General features: G+C 47.7%; 12 protein-coding genes and 2 pseudogenes. 5 read left to right on the top strand and 9 right to left on the bottom strand.

Features of this window, described 5'->3' with window-relative positions; all coding sequences use genetic code 11:
* Window positions 1-101 precede the first annotated feature (101 nt).
* Window positions 102-947 (bottom strand): diaminopimelate epimerase, encoded by an 846-nt coding sequence (gene dapF / locus ST42_RS07445; RefSeq protein ID WP_044073041.1) that lies wholly within the window; start codon window positions 945-947, stop codon window positions 102-104.
* A 1,124-nt stretch (window positions 948-2,071) separates the two neighbouring features.
* Between dapF and ST42_RS07440 the strand changes: the two genes are divergently transcribed.
* The 4 genes from ST42_RS07440 to ST42_RS07425 all read left to right on the top strand — a co-directional run bounded on the left by ST42_RS07440 (window position 2,072) and on the right by ST42_RS07425 (window position 7,607).
* Window positions 2,072-3,253, top strand: coding sequence for an iron-containing alcohol dehydrogenase (locus tag ST42_RS07440; RefSeq protein ID WP_044073039.1), 1,182 nt, complete (start codon window positions 2,072-2,074; stop codon window positions 3,251-3,253).
* 229 nt (window positions 3,254-3,482) lie between these two features.
* Window positions 3,483-4,790, top strand: coding sequence for an L-fucose:H+ symporter permease (gene fucP, locus ST42_RS07435; protein ID WP_044073038.1), 1,308 nt, complete (start codon window positions 3,483-3,485; stop codon window positions 4,788-4,790).
* Between the two features lie 378 nt (window positions 4,791-5,168).
* Window positions 5,169-5,528: a 50S ribosomal protein L19 gene (gene rplS / locus ST42_RS07430; RefSeq protein ID WP_022316637.1), complete on the top strand. Its 360-nt coding sequence runs from the start codon at window positions 5,169-5,171 to the stop codon at window positions 5,526-5,528.
* Between the two features lie 186 nt (window positions 5,529-5,714).
* Entirely contained in the window at window positions 5,715-7,607 is a 1,893-nt protein-coding gene (locus ST42_RS07425; protein WP_044073115.1) for a MutS-related protein, read from the top strand.
* Window positions 7,608-7,764: 157 nt separating this feature from the next.
* Here the strand turns inward: ST42_RS07425 and ST42_RS07420 are convergent, their stop codons facing one another.
* Window positions 7,765-8,526 carry a four helix bundle suffix domain-containing protein gene (locus ST42_RS07420; protein ID WP_044073036.1) on the bottom strand — a complete coding sequence of 254 codons (762 nt, stop codon included), beginning with the start codon at window positions 8,524-8,526 and terminating at the stop codon, window positions 7,765-7,767.
* Between the two features lie 278 nt (window positions 8,527-8,804).
* Here ST42_RS07420 and ST42_RS14575 point away from each other — a divergent pair.
* Window positions 8,805-9,119, top strand: a pseudogene (locus tag ST42_RS14575) (DUF805 domain-containing protein); the annotation flags it as partial.
* A 248-nt stretch (window positions 9,120-9,367) separates the two neighbouring features.
* On the opposite strand, the gene ispF reads toward ST42_RS14575, so the two are convergent.
* The 7 genes and pseudogenes from ispF to tsf form a co-directional block, all read right to left on the bottom strand.
* Entirely contained in the window at window positions 9,368-9,850 is a 483-nt protein-coding gene (gene ispF, locus ST42_RS14335) for a 2-C-methyl-D-erythritol 2,4-cyclodiphosphate synthase (RefSeq protein ID WP_044073112.1), read from the bottom strand.
* Between the two features lie 81 nt (window positions 9,851-9,931).
* A pseudogene (locus tag ST42_RS14570) lies at window positions 9,932-10,285 on the bottom strand (endonuclease domain-containing protein); the annotation flags it as partial.
* A gap of 62 nt (window positions 10,286-10,347) precedes the next feature.
* Window positions 10,348-11,532 (bottom strand): type IX secretion system outer membrane channel protein PorV, encoded by a 1,185-nt coding sequence (gene porV, locus ST42_RS07410; protein WP_022316632.1) that lies wholly within the window; start codon window positions 11,530-11,532, stop codon window positions 10,348-10,350.
* A gap of 172 nt (window positions 11,533-11,704) precedes the next feature.
* Window positions 11,705-15,277 carry a type IX secretion system sortase PorU gene (gene porU, locus ST42_RS07405; protein ID WP_044073034.1) on the bottom strand — a complete coding sequence of 1,191 codons (3,573 nt, stop codon included), beginning with the start codon at window positions 15,275-15,277 and terminating at the stop codon, window positions 11,705-11,707.
* A complete protein-coding gene (locus tag ST42_RS07400) occupies window positions 15,278-15,895 on the bottom strand; it encodes a fumarylacetoacetate hydrolase family protein (protein WP_044073032.1) in 618 nt (205 codons plus the stop codon).
* Between the two features lie 27 nt (window positions 15,896-15,922).
* Window positions 15,923-16,954, bottom strand: a complete 1,032-nt coding sequence (locus tag ST42_RS07395; protein ID WP_044073031.1) for a hypothetical protein — start codon at window positions 16,952-16,954, stop codon at window positions 15,923-15,925.
* 114 nt (window positions 16,955-17,068) lie between these two features.
* Window positions 17,069-18,061 (bottom strand): translation elongation factor Ts, encoded by a 993-nt coding sequence (tsf, locus tag ST42_RS07390; RefSeq protein ID WP_022316628.1) that lies wholly within the window; start codon window positions 18,059-18,061, stop codon window positions 17,069-17,071.
* Window positions 18,062-18,066 lie beyond the last annotated feature (5 nt).

Below are 18,066 nucleotides of genomic sequence, written 5' to 3'. Positions count from 1 at the left end.
TTTGTTGTAAGTGTCGTTGTTGTTTGTTATGTGAGCGTTGTCGCTTGTTGTGAGTGTAGTTGTCGTTTCCTCTTTCTCCTGTGACTCTGTCTGCCGGCAGGTCATTCTCCGATTTCCCCGTCGAAGACGATTTCCGCCGGTCCGGTCATATATACATGGTTGTCAGTTGTTCGCCATTCAATCTGCAGCGTGCCGCCGTCCATGCGGATTTCGCTCCGGTGCGATGCCCGTCCGGTGAGTGCTGCCGCCACCGCCGTGGCACAAGCCCCTGTGCCGCAAGCCATCGTTATGCCGCTGCCGCGTTCCCACACACGGGTGCGGATGGCTCCGTCAGACAATATCTGCGCGAACTCGATGTTGCAGCGCTCAGGGAAATTGCTGTCGCGCTCCATCACGGCACCGTATCTTGCGATGTCTATCGTGTCGATGTCGTTGAGGAAAGTCACGAAGTGTGGATTTCCCATACATACGAAAGTTCCCTCAAACCGTCTGCCCTCAGCCAAGAGTATGCCCCCGCTGAGGTCGGCATACTGACGGTGGTTCTCCGTCAGCGGTTCGAGCATGTCAACGGTGACGCTCTCCACTGTCTTTCCCTCGCTGTCGAGATGCAGCATCAGCGTCTTTATGCCGGAGAGGGTTTCCAGTTTTATCTCCGTCTTGTCGGTGAGTCCACGCTCATAGAGATATTTCCCGATGCAGCGCGATGCGTTTCCGCACATCATCGCCTCAGACCCGTCGGCATTGAAAATCCTCATTCTGTAGTCGGCAGCGTCGGTGGTGGGTCGGCAGATGAGCACCAGTCCGTCGCCTCCGATACCCTTGTGGCGGTCGCTCCATCTGACGGAAGCCGAATTGGGGTCGTTTACATCATATAATAATGTGTTGACGTATATGTAGTCATTGCCAGCACCGTGCATCTTGGTGAAATGAATCTTCTTGTCTGACATCTTGCGTTTTGTTTGTTGTTAGGTTTAATCCCCCAATCGGTCATTATACCGTTTTGGTATCCCTAATGACCGATTTAGGCTTAATTTGTTTGCTTCGGCTGCAAATGTACAACAAATTGATTTATGTTGCTGCAAATACCGATACATTTTTGCGTATTTTTTTAATCTAAATAACGAATTGTAAGAGTTTGAGGACAGAAAAATGCTTTCCGTTATTGTAATGATGTTTTTCACTTATAGGTTTTCCGGATGTCGCCACGCAGATAATAACCCGTTGGCGGAATTTATTTAATTTGGTCGATATGAGTAAAAGTTGCCCATATCGCTGATTTTCAGTAAAACCAAGAATTGTCGAAAAACTGTCAGATTGTCTGGTTTTTGGTTGTAACATTCTGACAAACAGATAGTTGCCTGCCTGGCGATTGTCAGCCGATTGTCTGGATGGTTTGCTGATGAAAGGAATTGTCAAGTGTGATGAATCGTCAGCTGTGAGGAATTGTCAGATGAAAGGAATGCCAGCTGTGAGTAATTCAGACTGCAGGAATGGCATGCGCTGGCAGAATCCTGAAATCAGGAATATGAGTATTACAACATCAGCTTATTGGGCAGACGCCTGACATCAAATCTGCCCAACAGGGGCAAGCACGTTGCCCATGATGGGTAAGCACGTTGCCCCAGTTGGGCAAGCAGCGTGCCCAATTTTAGCCCGAATCCGTCATTAGAATTAAGAAATTAGTTCCGCCAACGGGTATGTATTTGGAGTCAAATGATTATGCTTTTTGGACTGTAGGATTGTCATAAGAGTGCTATGGATTTGGTCGTTTTCAAGGCGTTTAGAAACATGAAAATCGCCTGATACCAAAATTTATTTCTCGATTTTATAGCCTGACACCGAAATCTTTTCTTTGATTTTATAGCCTAATACCAAAATCTTTTCCGTGTTTTTATAGCCTGACACCGAAATCTTTTTCTTCGGTTTTATGGTCTGACACCATATAGGTATGTTGCATTCCTCCCCCCAATCCTCCCAAATTATTATCTTGCCGCCACTAAATTCATGAAATGCTTGAAGAATACAAAAATAATGACTACATTAGCGGTCTGTTATTTAAATAAAATCAGAAATGCAAGACTTCAAGTATTATGCACCAACCGAAGTGGTGTTCGGAAAGGATGCCGAAGAGCATCTCGTGGAAATGATAAACAAGTATGGCGGCAAGAAAGTGCTCGTACACTACGGCGGCCATAGCGCTGAGCGGTCAGGACTGCTCGCCTCAGTGCGCGAAAAGCTCAATGCCGCAGGAATAGCGTTCGTGGAACTGGGCGGCGTGAAGCCCAACCCGCGCCTCACACTCGTTCACGAAGGAATAGAACTCTGCCGCAAGGAGAATGTTGACTTCATACTCGCCGTAGGCGGCGGTAGCGTGATAGACTCGTCGAAGGCTATCGGATACGGAGTGAAATACGACGGTGACGTGTGGGACATCTACGCAAGGAAATATGTGCCCACGGAGATGCTCCCCGTGGGAGTGATTCTGACCATACCGGCAGCAGGAAGCGAGATGAGCGACTCGAGCGTGATAACGAAAGAAGACGGCGACCTGAAGATTGGATACTCCAATAATATCTGCCGACCGAAATTTGCAATCATGAACCCGGTGCGCACATTCACACTGCCTCCATATCAGACAGCATGCGGAGCCACCGACATCATGATGCACACCATGGAGAGATACTTCGGAAAGGTGGATGACATGACACTGATAGACAATATCGCCGAGGCGCTCATGAGAACGGTGAAAGACAGCGTGTTCCATGTGCTCAAGAATCCGGAAGACTACCGTAACCGCGCTTGCATAATGTGGGCGTCGAGTCTGGGACACAACGACCTGACAGGCGACCGCTCTTATGCTGACTTCGCGACACACCAGATAGAGCACGAGCTGAGCGCCATGTTCGACGTGGCACACGGAGCCGGACTTGCCGCAGTATGGCCGTCGTGGGCGAGATACGTGATGGACGAGAATGTGTCGAGATTCGCACGCTTCGCAGTGAACGTGATGGGAGTGCCCAACGATTTCACCGACACCAAGGCTACGGCAATGGCTGGAGTTGAGGCTGTGGAGAAATTCTACAGGGCCATCGGTATGCCTACAAACATCCATGAACTGATAGGAAGAGAAATCACCGACGACGAGATAAAGGAGCTGGCGCGCAAATGCAGCCACGACGACGGACGCACCATCGGAGGATTCAAGAAACTCGACCGTCATGACATGGAGGAAATCTACAAGATGGCAAGATAAGCGCCAATCCTGTGGAGATGACGGATGATAGAAAGACGAAAACTATGCTTCCCTTTCCCACGCCGCCACAACCGGCGTGGGGAAGGAGTCACATACTATATATTATAATAATAAGGTGTCTGTTGCTATAGACAGATATGATGCTGCAGGCAGATATGATATTACAGACAAATAAATACTATAGACAAATATATTATTGCAGGTAAATGTAAAACTATAGACTGATATAATGAAAAACAACAATTCCATTTTCGGCAAAGACGGCGTGAGCTATGTCTTGCCATTCGTGCTGATAACGTCGTGTTTCGCCCTATGGGGATTCGCCAACGACATCACGAACCCGATGGTGAAGGCTTTCTCGAAGATATTCCGCATGTCGGCAACAGACGGCGCGCTGGTGCAGGTGGCTTTCTATGGAGGATACTTCGCGATGGCATTCCCGGCAGCGATGTTCATACGGCGCTTTTCGTATAAGGCAGGAGTGATGCTCGGTCTCGCGCTCTATGCCCTGGGAGCCTTTCTCTTCTTCCCGGCAAAGATGACCGGGGAGTATGCCATGTTCCTGATGGCGTATTTCATACTCACTTGCGGACTGTCGTTTCTTGAGACATCATGCAGTCCGTATATCCTGACGATGGGACCGCAGGGGTCGGCTACGCGACGCCTGAACCTGGCGCAGTCGTTTAACCCTATGGGATCGCTGCTCGGCATGTATGTGGCGATGAACTTCATCCAGGCTAAGCTCAACCCGATGAGCACGGCAGAGAGGGCACGGCTCTCCGACCAGCAGTTTGAGGTGCTGAAGGATCACGACCTCTCAGTGCTCATAATGCCATATCTCGCCATCGGAGCGGTGATATTGGTGATGCTTCTCATAATAAGCATGGTGAAGATGCCGAAGAACGGCGACAACGACAAGTCGCTCAACGTCATCCCCACGCTGAAGCGCATCCTCCACATCCCGCACTACAGAGAGGGAGTGGTGGCACAGTTCTTCTACGTAGGAGTGCAGATAATGTGCTGGACCTTCATCATACAATACGGCACGCGGGTGTTTATGAACGAGGGGATGACGGAGATAGATGCAGAGGTGCTGTCGCAGCAGTATAATATCGTGGCGATGGTCATTTTCTGCTGTTCGCGGTTCGTGTGTACCTTCCTGCTGCGCTATCTCAATGCCGGACAGCTGCTTATGATACTTGCCATCGTGGGCGGATGCCTCGTGGCGGGAGTGATAATGCTGCAGAATGTGTGGGGAGTATACTGTCTCGTTGCAGTCAGCGCATGTATGTCGCTGATGTTCCCTACTATCTATGGCATCGCCCTCGAAGGACTCGGCGACGATGCCAAGTTCGGAGCGGCAGGTCTGATAATGGCAATCCTGGGAGGCAGCGTGATGCCGGCAATACAGGCAAGCATCATCGACATGCACGAGGTGATGGGAATGCCGGCGGTGAACGTGTCGTTCGTGTTGCCTCTCGTTTGCTTTGTCGTGATATCCGTATACGGCTATCGCACGATGAGGAGGTCGAAATGAAATTCTTAACCCCAAAGCGGTCATCAAGACTTTGATTTGAATTAAACCCAAATCGGTCGTTAGGGCTTGCTTGTATTTTGTTTTTTAGAAGGATGGATTTTGTTTGGCTTTTAATGAGTAATAGCAGGCTATTGCGAATTAAAAACGGACAAAAGACGCCTTATAAAAAGCAAAGAACTGCAAGCAGTATTAAAATACTACATTGAACGGCCTAATGACCGTTTTGGGTTAAAATAGTTTGATAACTGCTGAATTATTTGGCAGTTACGGGAATAATGACTACCTTTGCACCGCTTTTCGGCGTAATCGCTGGCAGGAAGAAGAGTGGCCTGTTATGTTGCGTTGGAACGATAAACAATTTTAAACAGTTAAATTACAATGGATTTAATTAAAGTTGCTGAGGAAGCATTTGCAATCGAGAAGCAGTATCCTGAGTTCAAGGCTGGTGACACTGTTACTGTAGCCTACAAAATTATCGAGGGTTCTAAGGAGCGTATCCAGCTCTACCGTGGTGTTGTTATCAAGATCAACGGTGAGGGTACAAAGAAGCGTTTCACTGTACGCAAGATGTCTGGAACTGTTGGTGTAGAGCGTATCTTCCCAATGGAGTCTCCAAACATCGCAAGCATCGAGCTTAACAAGGTTGGTAAGGTGCGTCGCGCTAAGCTGTACTACCTGCGCAAGCTCACTGGTAAGAAGGCTCGTATCGCTGAGAAGAGAGTCATCATCAAGAAGTAATGGCTCTTGACTTGGTTTAAAAGAACAACGAAAAGTTATAAATGTGGCAGTCCGTTCAGATTGAATTGGCTGCCCATTTTGTTTTGTTATCCAAGCAAGCCCTAATAACCGATTTGGGTTAAACGGCATAATTGCCGTTTCGCATTTAATAATATGTCAATTGAAAAGGAAAGCATAACTACAGATATGAGAAACAAGAAAGAACTGTTGGAATATTATACGGACAAGATGACGGGACTGGATGAAGTCCTTCAGAGCCGCAAGGCAAAGGTGAAATATATCATAACGGCAGAGATTCTGTTGTTTGTCGTGGCTGTTGCCGTGGCGGTGGTATATCTGTGTGGATATGTATCAGTGGCAGTGTTCATTCCGGCTTTCTGTATCGCACAGGCTTCGTTTGTGGGCGTGAAGGTTTTCGACAGACAGAATTCAGTAGCCATCGACGGGATGGAGGCGAGGATTGATGTATACAGGCAGAACATCCGCTATATGGAAGGCGACTTCTCACGATTTGACGATGGCAAGAGATATGAGAATCCATCCCATCAATATTCCTTCGATATGGACATATTTGGCAAGGGATCTTTGTATAACCGCCTTTGCCGTAATGTCACTACGGGTGGGGCAGACAGGCTTGCCGGGATTCTGGATAGTGCTGCATGCCGTACTGCTGCCGCAGACCGTTCTGTTGCTTCTCAAGACAAACCGTCGTCGCGTTGCGGAACATCTGTTCCTGCTCTTCCTTCAGAAATAGACAGAAGGCAGAAAGCTATATCGGAATTAGCAGAGATGGAGGAGTGGCGAACAGATTTCCTTTCAGCCGCCTATAAAGGAAATATCGACACCGGGGCTATACTAAAGGCGCTGCATGAGGCGAAAGAGGCAGGAATCCCTGAAGCGGCATTGTCTCGGAAAGGGCTGACAATGGTGGCTTCTTCGATAGCGATATTCGTCGTGTTACTTATCTTCACGGTGTTTACGCCGCTCCCGGCCGACTTCGTTTGTCTGTGGACTGTTGCTCAGCTTGCCGTCAGCATCGGAGCATCGGCGAAGGCGATAAAGATGATTAGCAAAAGTGTGGAGAAAATAAGTGTCAGCACAAAACGGTTCGTCTCGTTGCTGCATATAATCACCGAAGCGCAATTCCGGGAGGAAGACAACAAGCTGGTGGCATCTGTCCTTAAAGGCAACAATGGGGCAGAGGCTCTCAATTCATTGAAGGAACTGAAGGCTATCCTCGATGCTCTCGACAGACGGGCAAATGTGCTTGGCCTTGTCATCTTCAATGCTTTGGGATATAGCGACTTCTTTCTCGTAAGGCGTTATCTGCGTTGGCAGCGGGATAATGTGGCGTCGTTTGAGAGGTGGGTTGATGCCGTGAGCCTGATGGATGCCATGGTGTCGATGGCGACAATGCGCTGTAACGAACCGCAGGCTGTCATGCCGGTGGTTACAGATTCTGAGGAGGTCGTTTTTGAGGCTAAAGGACTGTATCATCCTTTCCTCGGAGAGAAAGCGGTGAAAAATGATTTTACTATACAGGATAGTAATTATTATATCGTAACGGGTGCCAATATGGCGGGCAAAAGTACGTTCTTGAGGTCTATAGGAGTGAACTATATCCTCGCGATGTGTGGTATGCCGGTATTTGCAGAGAGCTTGCGTGTTTCGGTCTTCAATCTTTTCAGCAGTATGCGCACCAGTGATGACCTGACGCATGGCATCAGCTATTTTAATGCAGAACTGCTTCGTCTTCGTCAGCTTCTTGACAATGTGCGGCAGGCATCGCATACTCTCATCATTCTCGACGAGATACTGAAGGGCACAAACTCTCTTGACAAGCTCAACGGGTCACGTATGTTTCTTGAGGCGATTGCCAAACTGCCTGTCAGCGGCATCATTGCCACCCACGACCTGGAACTGTCGAAGATGGCAGATGAATATCCTGCCCGCTTCCATAACTTCTGTTTCGAGATAAAACTCTCAGATGCCATCACTTATACTTACAAGATTTCTCCCGGCGTGGCAAGAAACCAGAATGCCACATATCTATTGAAGGGAATATTGAAAGAGGAATGATGAGTGGGGCTTCTGGTTCTTTTCTATTTATATAGGTTTTTCTAGACTATCTAGTTTTTCTAGACTTTCTAGACTTTCTAGACTATCTAGACCTTCTAGACAATCTAGACCTTCTAGACAATCTAGATTTTCTAGTATTTCTAGCTGAAATAGACTGTTATTTCTTTTTCATCTCTTCGATTAGTGCTTTCAGCCTGCTGATTTCTTCTTGTTGTTTATAGTAGGATTTGAGGGCACGTTGACGGAGGTCTTCATACGATGATTTCCATTTCATCATTTCGGCGTTAGCCTTGAAAAGTTCGCTTTCAAGTTCACGAAGGCGGGTTTCAAGCTCTTTAAGTCGTGTGTCTTGTTGTTGGCGGTAGCCGGTACGTGCTTTGTGCATTCGCTCCTTGATGCCGCCTTCGGTGATGAACTCCTGTTCGAGGCGCTTCATAAAAGACATCATCATCTTGTCTATCATGTGGCATAGAGTGAGTCCATAGTTGCACATCTGTTCATCATTCCATTTGTCAAAGAAAGGTTCGTAGTCAGGAAGTCTGTTGTGATGGCGACAGTAGTCGAGCATCACGTTATACCGTTCTTCGCCGGCGATGTAATACTGTAGATGCCGTGATTTGAGATAGTCTTCGAAATCTTCACGTAATTCTTTTAGGGAGGCGCGTGCCACGTTGAGCAGTTTCATCTGCATCTCAGATGACGTAACACCGTCGGCAAGACCTTCTACAATGTTTTGCTTGCATGACCGTGCAGCCTGTATTATCTGGTCGCGAGTGCGGTCTTTATAAGGATGTATGAATCTGTTGCAGAAGGCAAATGACATCTGGTATACGATGTCTGCCTTCTGATAGAAGTACAGATCTTCCCAGTTCGTTTGTTTGCCAAGCACGTTGATTTTGTCATTTCCCGTGTCTGTCATAATATTCTGTTTTTTTACATTCAGTGAACAAAAACATTCCATTTTGCATTCAGTGAACAAAATTACCTAATATTTTTAATAATTCATAGCAAAGAGTTTGTTTATATTGAAATAATCAATATCTTTGTGGAGAAATATTTATAAAAAGGAACGCTTTTTCAATTATTATTAACACATAAAAACAAAAAACTATGGGATTTACAGAATCAGTTAAGACAGTGTTTAGTAAGTTTGCCACATTCAGTGGCCGTGCATCACGATCATAATTTTGGTGGTTCTATTTGTTTAATAGTCTGGCATGGCTTGTGTTCGGGATTATAGGTTCAGTACTCGGTAGCATTTTCGGCGGCGGTGATGCAGGAAGTGTATTGACAGGATCGGGAATTGGACTTGTGTTGTCTTTAATTTACAGCTTGGTTGCCATTGTTCCGACTATTTCGGTTCTGGTGCGCCGTCTTCATGATACCGGCCGTTCAGGTTGGCACTATTGGTGGTGTCTGATTCCTATTGCCGGTCCCATCATCCTTCTGGTTTTCTTGGCATCACCAAGTGTGCCGATGGACAACCTTTACGGACCATGCCCTACAGATTGATTTAATTGCCTATAAGACTATTGGTGATTTCAGTAAAGTGAAACAGCAAAACATAAGGACTGATACAGCTTTGATGGCAAATATGATATAAAAAACACCCGGAGCATCATATAGAATGTTCCGGGTATTTATTTAGATTTTTTCCTTTATTCAATTTTCCAGTCTCTATTCGGATTTCCTGTCTTTGTTTAGGTTTCCTGTATAGATTTCCTGTCTTTCTCAGGATTTCTTATTTTTTCTTCAGATTCTCAGTCTTTGTATATCAGTACCGTGGCATACGCACTCATGCCCTCTTCTCTGCCAGTGAAACCGAGTTTCTCTGTTGTTGTAGCTTTGATGGAGATGTCGTCAACATCGGCATTCATCACTGTGGCGAGACATTCCTTCATCTTTTCAACATGCGGATTTATCTTAGGGCGCTCGGCACAAACCGTGGCGTCAATGTTTCCGAGTCTGTATCCCTTTGTGGCAATCAGGTCGATGGTCTTCTTCAACAGTATCTTACTGTCTATGTCGAGAGTGTCAGCCGATGTGTCGGGAAAGTGATAACCGATGTCTCTCATGTTTGCCGCTCCGAGCAATGCGTCACAGATAGCATGTATCAGCACATCAGCATCGCTATGGCCAAGCAGACCGAGAGAGTGTGGAATCTTTATTCCGCCCAACCACAAGTCACGTCCTTCAACGAGCTTATGAACGTCAAAACCAAAGCCTACGCGTACCGAACCCACCCTGTCCCTCCCCAAGGGAGGGTATGCGGCTTGTCTGGTATTTTGAAAGGCTTCTGTTTTTAGTTCTTCTATTGTATCTTTGATTATTCCTATAGTTTCATCAGTGTCATAAAGAACTTCTTCATTTGTGAATCTCAAGAAAGAAAATCCTTCCTTTTCCAGATAATCTTGGCGTATTTTATCTTGTTCTTGTTGTTCACCTTCCGAATGATAACCTCCGTCTATCTCAATGATGAGACGCAAACGTAGGCAAACGAAATCTGGAATATATCCACAGATAGGATGTTGTTGCCTAAAATGTTCTTTTAACCCATTCCTCCTTAAATATTGCCATAAGAGCGATTCTGCTTCTGTAGGATTATTTCTCATTTTTTTGGCTTTTTCTAAAAGGAGTTGATAGGTTGTCCCGTCTGTAGTAGTATAACCATATTTCATGCTAAATCAATATTAATAGTAACTTCGTTCCCTCCCTTGGGGAGGGTTAGGGTGGGTTTTAATTATCTTCTCTTGAACAAATCCTTCAGTCCGTCCATATCGAAGCCCAGAGTGAAGCGGAGTGTCTGGTCGAGAGGGTTGCTCTTTGCAGTAGCGATGACATAACCGCAGTCGAGGGTAAAGGCACTCATGCGGAAGCCCGCACCGACAGTGAAGTATTTTCTGTTACCCTTGTTCTCCGACTCATGGTGGTAACCGGCGCGAACGCTGAACTTGTCGTTGTATACATATTCAGCACCGACACTCCAGTTTATCTCTTCAAGTTCCTCCTTGAAACCTCCAGGAGCGTCGCCGAAACTCTTGAACATTCCGGAGATACTGCTCGTGTTGTAGTATTCATCCTCCACACGCTGCTGGTAGTCCTCTGTCGTTTCCCCCTCTTCCTGCTGAGGATAAGAAGGAACGAGCAGCTTGTTTGCGTCGGCAGATATCGTGAAGCGGTTAAATTCGTCGATCGGCACCATCAGGGCAGCACCCAATCTCATGTTTGTTGGAATAAACTCACTGTAGTCACTGCCGCCGAATGTTATCTTACTACCGATGTTGCTGATGTTCAGACCGATGCCGAGCTGACATTCGCGAGAACCGATGTTGATATAGTCGTTATAGTAGCAGGCGAGGTCGGCAGCGAAGGCGTTAGAAGCAGAGCGCTCCTCTGTAGAACTGTACTGCATGTCGGACATGAGAAAACGCACGCCGGCAGCGAGAGAGAATTTCTCGCTCAGCATCAGAGAATAAGCCACATCAAACGACATCTCGTATGGGTTGATGGTCTGTGCGTTTGATATGTCGCCCGTACCGTCGTAGTTCGTGTAAACCTCACCGAGAGAGAAATATCTCAATGATGCCGAAACGGCGCTATAGTCACCGATGCGGTAGTATCCGGCGAGATATGCGATGTCCATGTCGCTTACCAGTGAGCGCAGCCAAGGCGTGTAGTTCAGGGCAAGACCTGCACGGCTGATACAGAAAGGATATTTTGCCGGGTTCCAGTATTGGGAGTTCACGTCAGGGTCGGTGGCGGCACCCACGTCACCCATACCGGCAGCGCGTGCATCCGGTGCGATGGTCTGTGAAACGAGAGCCGTATGAATAGGGTTGAACATCTCGCGCTTGTCTTGAGCCTTGACGTTAGTTGCTATTACGGTGAGCAATACTGCCGCAATGATTCTTATTCTGTTCTTCATTTATATCTTGTCTTTTGTTTTTATTCTCGTTATGATGTATTGCGTGATGGTCCTCCATTCTTCAATGCCAGTCTGTCATTTCAGCCTGCATTACATGAAAACTTCGTTCACGCCTCTATATAACTCTTTTTGTGTTATATTATTGTGTGACGACAGTCAAAGAGTTACATTCTCAGTTGAGTACTATCAGTTTCTTGGCTTTAGTTGCCTCGTTCTTTCCCTCGCTTGTCATGCGCACACGATACAGATATACTCCAGACTGCAACCTGCCGCCGCTGTCGGTGGTGAGATCCCAGTCGTATGTGAATGTTGCCGACTCTGCCAGAGTGTTCTCCGTATGATTCCACAGCAGCCTGCCGCTGATGTCAAACACTTCGATGGTCATCTCCACGTTGCTGCCGCTTCTATCGTGGCTGACGATGAACGTAGTGTTCGTCTTTGCCGGATTGTTGGAGCAATAGACGTTGGTGATGTTCGGAGTCAGACCTTTCACCACGTTGAATTTCAGCGTCGTTGTCGAAGGGTTGTTGAGGATATCCCATGCGGTGAATTTCAGCTTGTGCGGTCCGTTCTCCAGTTCCGGGATGTTATACCATGTCGTTCCCTCGGTATACGAACCGAAGTTGAACGAGAAGTTGTCGTTCAGAGTGAATGTCATCATCGGGTCGTCGTCGACTACCAGTGTCAGGTCATGGCCGATGCCGCTGCCCGAAGTGTTCAGTCCGTCCTTGTCAGATATCTCCGCCACGAAGTAAGGCGTAGAGTTCACGTTGCCTCCGTTGCTGAAGCTTGGAGAGTTGAGATAGCAGTATATCGACGGACCGTTGGAGTCGTTGGATACGATTTCCGTTCCACCCACGATGAAGTTCTCCGTATATCCGTTCATCGTCCTGTTGTCGGTACTGCTCACTGCAAAGGCATTTATCCTTCCGTTCTCGTCAGTATAGTTGATGTCTTTCGTCACGGCAAAGGTGATGTCGAACTTTCCTGAGCGTATGCTGTCGTTGCCGTTGAATATCGTCTTGGTGTAGTCGAAGAAGGTGTATGCATATCCCGTATCCTTGCTGTTCAACTTGCCCACACGTTTCTCCTTGGAGTCCTTAACGTCGATGTTCACCGTTCCTGTGAAAGATTCGTCGGTGGTGCCGTCGGCATTCTTGATATGTCCCTTCACGTTCACCTTCGCTCCCGCCTTTATCTGTGGCAGTTCTGTGGCTTCAGCCAGACATATGCCGTTGATGCTGTCTATCACTACGTTGCTCTCCGCTATCTTCAGACTTATCGCCGGATCGCCGAGCAGGGCATAGTGCAGCTTGTTCACCGTTCTGTCGGTGCCATCGCTGATGATTCTGTTCTTTGCCACTCTCTGAGCCTCGCCAACGGAATTGAACTTGCCGTTTGTCTTGGTGAACAGCGCCTTCACGTATTCGGCATTGAGATATTGGTTCTGTGTGATATACACCGTTCGTGCCGTGCCGTAGAAGGCGAAGGTGCCCCCGTTAGGATTAAGCACGGAGTTCACTCCGATGTTGCTCACCGTTCCGTCGTAAGGCATGATGTCGCATGATGCCGTAATCCACAGAGGCAGCACCTTGTTCTTGAATGCTGCGAAGTCGGCAGACGACAATACAAGCTCGTGAGACAGCATGTCCGGGCGTCCGTGTCCGGCATAGTCGAAGAGCAGCGCACCTTCAGCTTGCTGCTTTTTCAACAGACTCGTCACCTCAGGGTATGTGTTTCCCGTTGCCGACGATACCCTTGTATACATGTCCCAGAACACACGCTTTGCCTGTATTGCCGGAACGAGTTGCTCCACAGCCTTGGCGGTGTTGTCCACCGACGTCACGTGAGCGTTGTTGTTACCGTCGTCACCGAGGAAGAGAGCCACGTTCTGCCATGCCCCCGCCATCTTGTTCTCCATATAGCTGATGCTCTTGTCCACCATTATCTTCGCTTCGTCAGCAGTCTTCACCGGAAATCTTCCCACAGCGATGTCGTATTTGTCCGATTTGGTGGAATAAGCCGATGCGTTTGCACCCTCACCGTCGTCGAGAGCGGTGAAGTAGCAGTCGTCGATGAAACTGTTCACGTAACTGAAAGAGTTGTCGCTCTCGAAACAGAGCAGGAAGTCGTCAGGGCTATAGTTCCTCAGAGCGCTGACCTTCATTCTGTTGTCCCATTTACAGTCGCCGAAGAGCAGCAGATATTTCGGCATCGACGCCTCGTCTTCCGCCCTGTCATACATCATCTTCATATACAGACGATAGGCATCAGCCTCCGGCGTACCGCTCGAGAACTCGTTATACAGTTCATCGGCAGGCACGATGCGAACGCTCATCTTGTCGTGCTCCTCATGATAAGCCTTCAGACGCTCAGCCTGTTTCAGCAGTTTCTGACTTGCCGGGATTATCATCACCATATCGTAATTCTTATCCCCGTGCAGGTTCTGGTTTGTTATGTTGTACACATATTCCGGTGTGGCGAACGTCGCCTTCGAGAGTTGTGGCTCCGGTCGCGGATCATTGAAGGTAAGGGTGATGTAGTCGAGTCTCACCGTGTTGCTCGACTTGTTTGTTATTTTCACCTTGTTTGTCTTTGCCGAACTGCTTGCGAGCATGTCCTTCAGATAGAACGAACCTTCAGCCAATACGCCAGTGTCGTATTCGCCGCCATTCTTCGTCGTTATCGTTCCCACCACCGAGTCGTTGATGGCAATCTCGCTCGTAGATGCAGCCGATGAGGTGAGTCTCACGAACAGAGTCCCTTCGCCGGTCTTCTGTGCCGGAGTGGTCAATTCGTATGTCAGACTTGCCCCTGGGTTTATCGGAGTGGTGTCAAACAAGTTCCTTCCTCCCTGGAACCAGGCGTAGTCATCCACCTCGTATAGCGTGTGGTAGTCGTCGTTGGCAGGATAGAAAGATGACACGAAGGCAGCCGAGTCAACGCTCAGCGGTTCGCCCTCGCTTTGTGTGATGAAATAATATCCGTAGTCAGAATAAGGATTGCGTATGCGTGAAGTCTTTGTAGCGCTGTCCCACGACACCGGACCTATGGCACGGAAAAGCTTCTTGCCATTCACAGTGACTGTAGGCACCTCCTTCAAATCGTCATATTCAGCGATTTTCTTGTCGAGCAGCTGTTCCGAATGTAGCGCTCCGCCATATCCATATACCTTCACCTTGCTCAGGTCGTTGAATCCCGCCTGACGTATCAGGGCGTCAGTAATCTGGTAAACACCCGTTGACGGCACACGTATCTTGGCCCAGTTGCCCGTTGCCAGCACCGAGTTCTTTGCCCAACGTTCGCTCTTCGTCTTGTCAGCCTTGGCGTTGGCCTTTCTTGTTGATGTCGATTTAGGTTTTGCCGTGATGCGCAGCATGAAGCTTACGAGCTTCTGGTATTTTCCGTTGCGCATCACGATAGGTGAGAAATATACTTCCAGTCTGCCTTTCTTCCTTTCCACCACTGTCTTTGTCGTTATCTCCGGCAGGGCAGGGTAGGTGACATTGCTGATTTTCTTCAGTTTCTCCACGTCGCCCTTCTGCATGTCGATGAATTCAGGATATTCAATTGTCACGGTGTATATGGAGTCAGCATAGGCAGGTCCCAGGTCTTTGGAATATCCGAACGTAGGTATGACGGAGTCTATTCTGACTTCGTCGGCAGTCAGATTGAAGAACTTCTGTGCCTTGGCGGTCATGCCGGCAAGAAGTACTGCTATGGTGAGGAGTATATTTCTTATCATTTATTTTATATTAAATTCAAGCACTTTCCTGTCTTCTATATATCCAGTGAGGTGGTCGTCGATGTTCACAGGTCCCACGCCCACAGGAGTACCAGTATAGATGATGTCGCCGGTTTTCAGCGTGAAGTACTTGCTGATGTATTCAATAATCTCGTCAATCTTGAAGAGCATGTCGCTTGTGCGGCCCTCCTGCACGGTCTTGCCATTGATGTCGAGATGGAACTGCAGAGCCTGCACGTCTCTGAATTTCTCCACGCTCACCCATTCACCAATTGCAGCAGCACCGTCGAATCCCTTACACATCTCCCACGGCAGACCTTTTTTTCTCAGTTCCGCCTGCAGTTCGCGAGCTGTGAAGTCGATGCCCACAGTCACGGCATCATAATACCTATGGGCGAAGCGTGCAGGTATAGCCTTTCCCAGTCGGCAGATGCGCACTACGATTTCCGTTTCATAGTCAATGCGTCCCATGTCGTCAGGAACGAAGAACGGTTTTCCGTCCTTCAGCAGCGACGAGTCCGCCTTGGTGAAAATCACGGGGACTTCTCCCTTGTATAACGTTTCGTTAAGCTCTTTATTGTGTTGAGGATAGTTCAATCCTACTGCGAAAATCTTCATTGTATAATTGTTTTGTTTAATGTTCTGTTATTTTATCCTTTGCATGCCCTTTATAGTAGTTGTGAGCCAGTCGTCTGCCGCCACTATGCCTTCAGGTCTTTCAAAAGGTGAAAGTTTGAGTTTCTTGTCCGCTTTCATTTCTTCCTTAGAGGCATAGTCGATGCCAAGGATATACATTTCCGTAACCATGTCCACGTAACCCATTGTCTTTGTCTGGTAGACGCGGTATCTGTCTGTCATGTTTATCAGATTGTATAATCGCGGAGTACCCAATTCCGTGCTGTATGTCTCGCTGTTGTATATGTTACTGAATGCGAATCCGAAGAGTGGAACCTTGAAGGGCTTGTCAGAAAACAAACTGTCTCTTACTATTTCGCAGCGTTTGTTTATGGAGTCTTCGTTCATATAATATATTCCTCCAGCCCTTTTCCAACTGGTTCCCATTCTCCTCGAGCCTTTCAATGTGTTATAGTGTTTGTATCCGTCGAAGAATGCTAAAGCTGTAGGATTGCTGAAGTCTGCTAGTGATTTCAGCATCTTGCTTTCACCCTCATAAGCCTTTTCGTCCTTGAACTTGTCTTCCGACAGTATTTTGTATGAATTTGGTTTGCCGTCGTCATTGTTTTCTTTGAAATACAGATAGGCCATGCTTTCGCTTACTGCTGCAGGCTTGCTGTTCAGAACTGTCATGTGTCTGATATATACTTTCATCCTGAGCATTGCGTCTTTCTGCTTCGAGATTTTCACCTCAGGAAGCCTGTGTGTGCGGGGTGTAAGGAGAATCGTAGAGTCTTTCAGCGACTGCAGGTTTATGTTTGCCGGCATGTAGTTTATGTGTTGTATGTGTATGCTTTGTAGCTGTTCTGCAGTTTTGGGTAGTTTCCCGTCGTAGTCGGTAATGCCTATAACGTCTGTTCCGTTGCCGTTATATATGCTTGCCGAGATGACAGGCAGCTTGTCGTTTGCGTCAACCACAGTGATTTGGCTGTATGCACATTGGCATATCACTGAAACAATTGCCGGCAGCAGTGATTTTATGATATTATTCAGATTTTTCATACGAAGTATAATGTTATTGGTTACAGGCAGATAAAAAACAGTAAAAGCCAAGCAAACGATTTCTTGAATCCCTTGCCTGGCTGATATATTTAAGTTTGTGATTAATCCTCAGGATTAGTCAGCGCTCAGAGAGAAGCGCTTGTAGTCAACTACTGTGAGGTCCTTGTCGGCAGCCTTCAGGTAGTCAGCAACAGAGAGCTTGCTGTCCTGGATGAACTCCTGGTTGAGCAGACAGTTCTCCTTGTAGATGCGGTTGATACGACCCTTCACGATGTTCTCGATCATCTGAGCAGGGAGGTTTGCAGCCTTCTCTGCAGATACAGTAGCGATGATCTCCTTAGCCTTGGCAACATCCTCAGCTGTGATCCATCCCTTGCCCATGTTAGACTCCATGTGCTCCTCAGAGTCAACGTGTGCAGGGTTGATGCCAGCCTTCTTCAGGGCAGCGTCAACAGCCTTCTGTACCAGCTCCTGCTTTGTCTTCTCAGCAGCAACCTTCTTCTCCTCCTCGATGAACTCCTGAGAAACAGAAGCCTCGTCAAGGAACATAGGCTTCATGGCAGCCACCTGCATTGCTATAGCGTGAGCCTGCTCCTCAGCTGCCTTGTTGGTCTGAACCATTGTGCAGAGAGTGTGCTTGCCCATGTGGTCGTATGTAGAAATGTTCTCACCCTCGATGAAGTTGTAGCCGTCGAGCTCCATCTTCTCGCCGGTGATACCAGAGCGAGCGACAACAGCGTCGAGAACCTTTGTTCCGTCAGCCAATGTCAGTTCCTTAACCTCGTCGAGGCTCTTAGCCTTTGCAGCTACAGCAGCGTCGAGGATATCCTGTGTCAGTTTGATATAGTCAGCTCCGTTAGCCACGAAGTCAGTCTCACACTTCAATGCTACGATAGCGCCGAAGTTGTCAGCGTATTTAACGAGAACACAACCGTTAGAAGTCTCGCGGTCAGAACGCTTAGCAGCGATAGCCTGTCCCTTCTCACGGATAATCTCTACTGCCTTGTCGAAATTGCCCTCTGTTTCAGTGAGAGCCTTCTTGCAATCAGAAAGACCGGCGCCAGTCATCTTGCGCAGCTTCTGAATATCAGCTATTGATACAGCCATAGTCT

The organism is Prevotella pectinovora (genome assembly GCF_000834015.1).
GTDB lineage: Bacteria > Bacteroidota > Bacteroidia > Bacteroidales > Bacteroidaceae > Prevotella > Prevotella pectinovora.
This window is presented reverse-complemented; position numbering and strand designations above follow the sequence as displayed.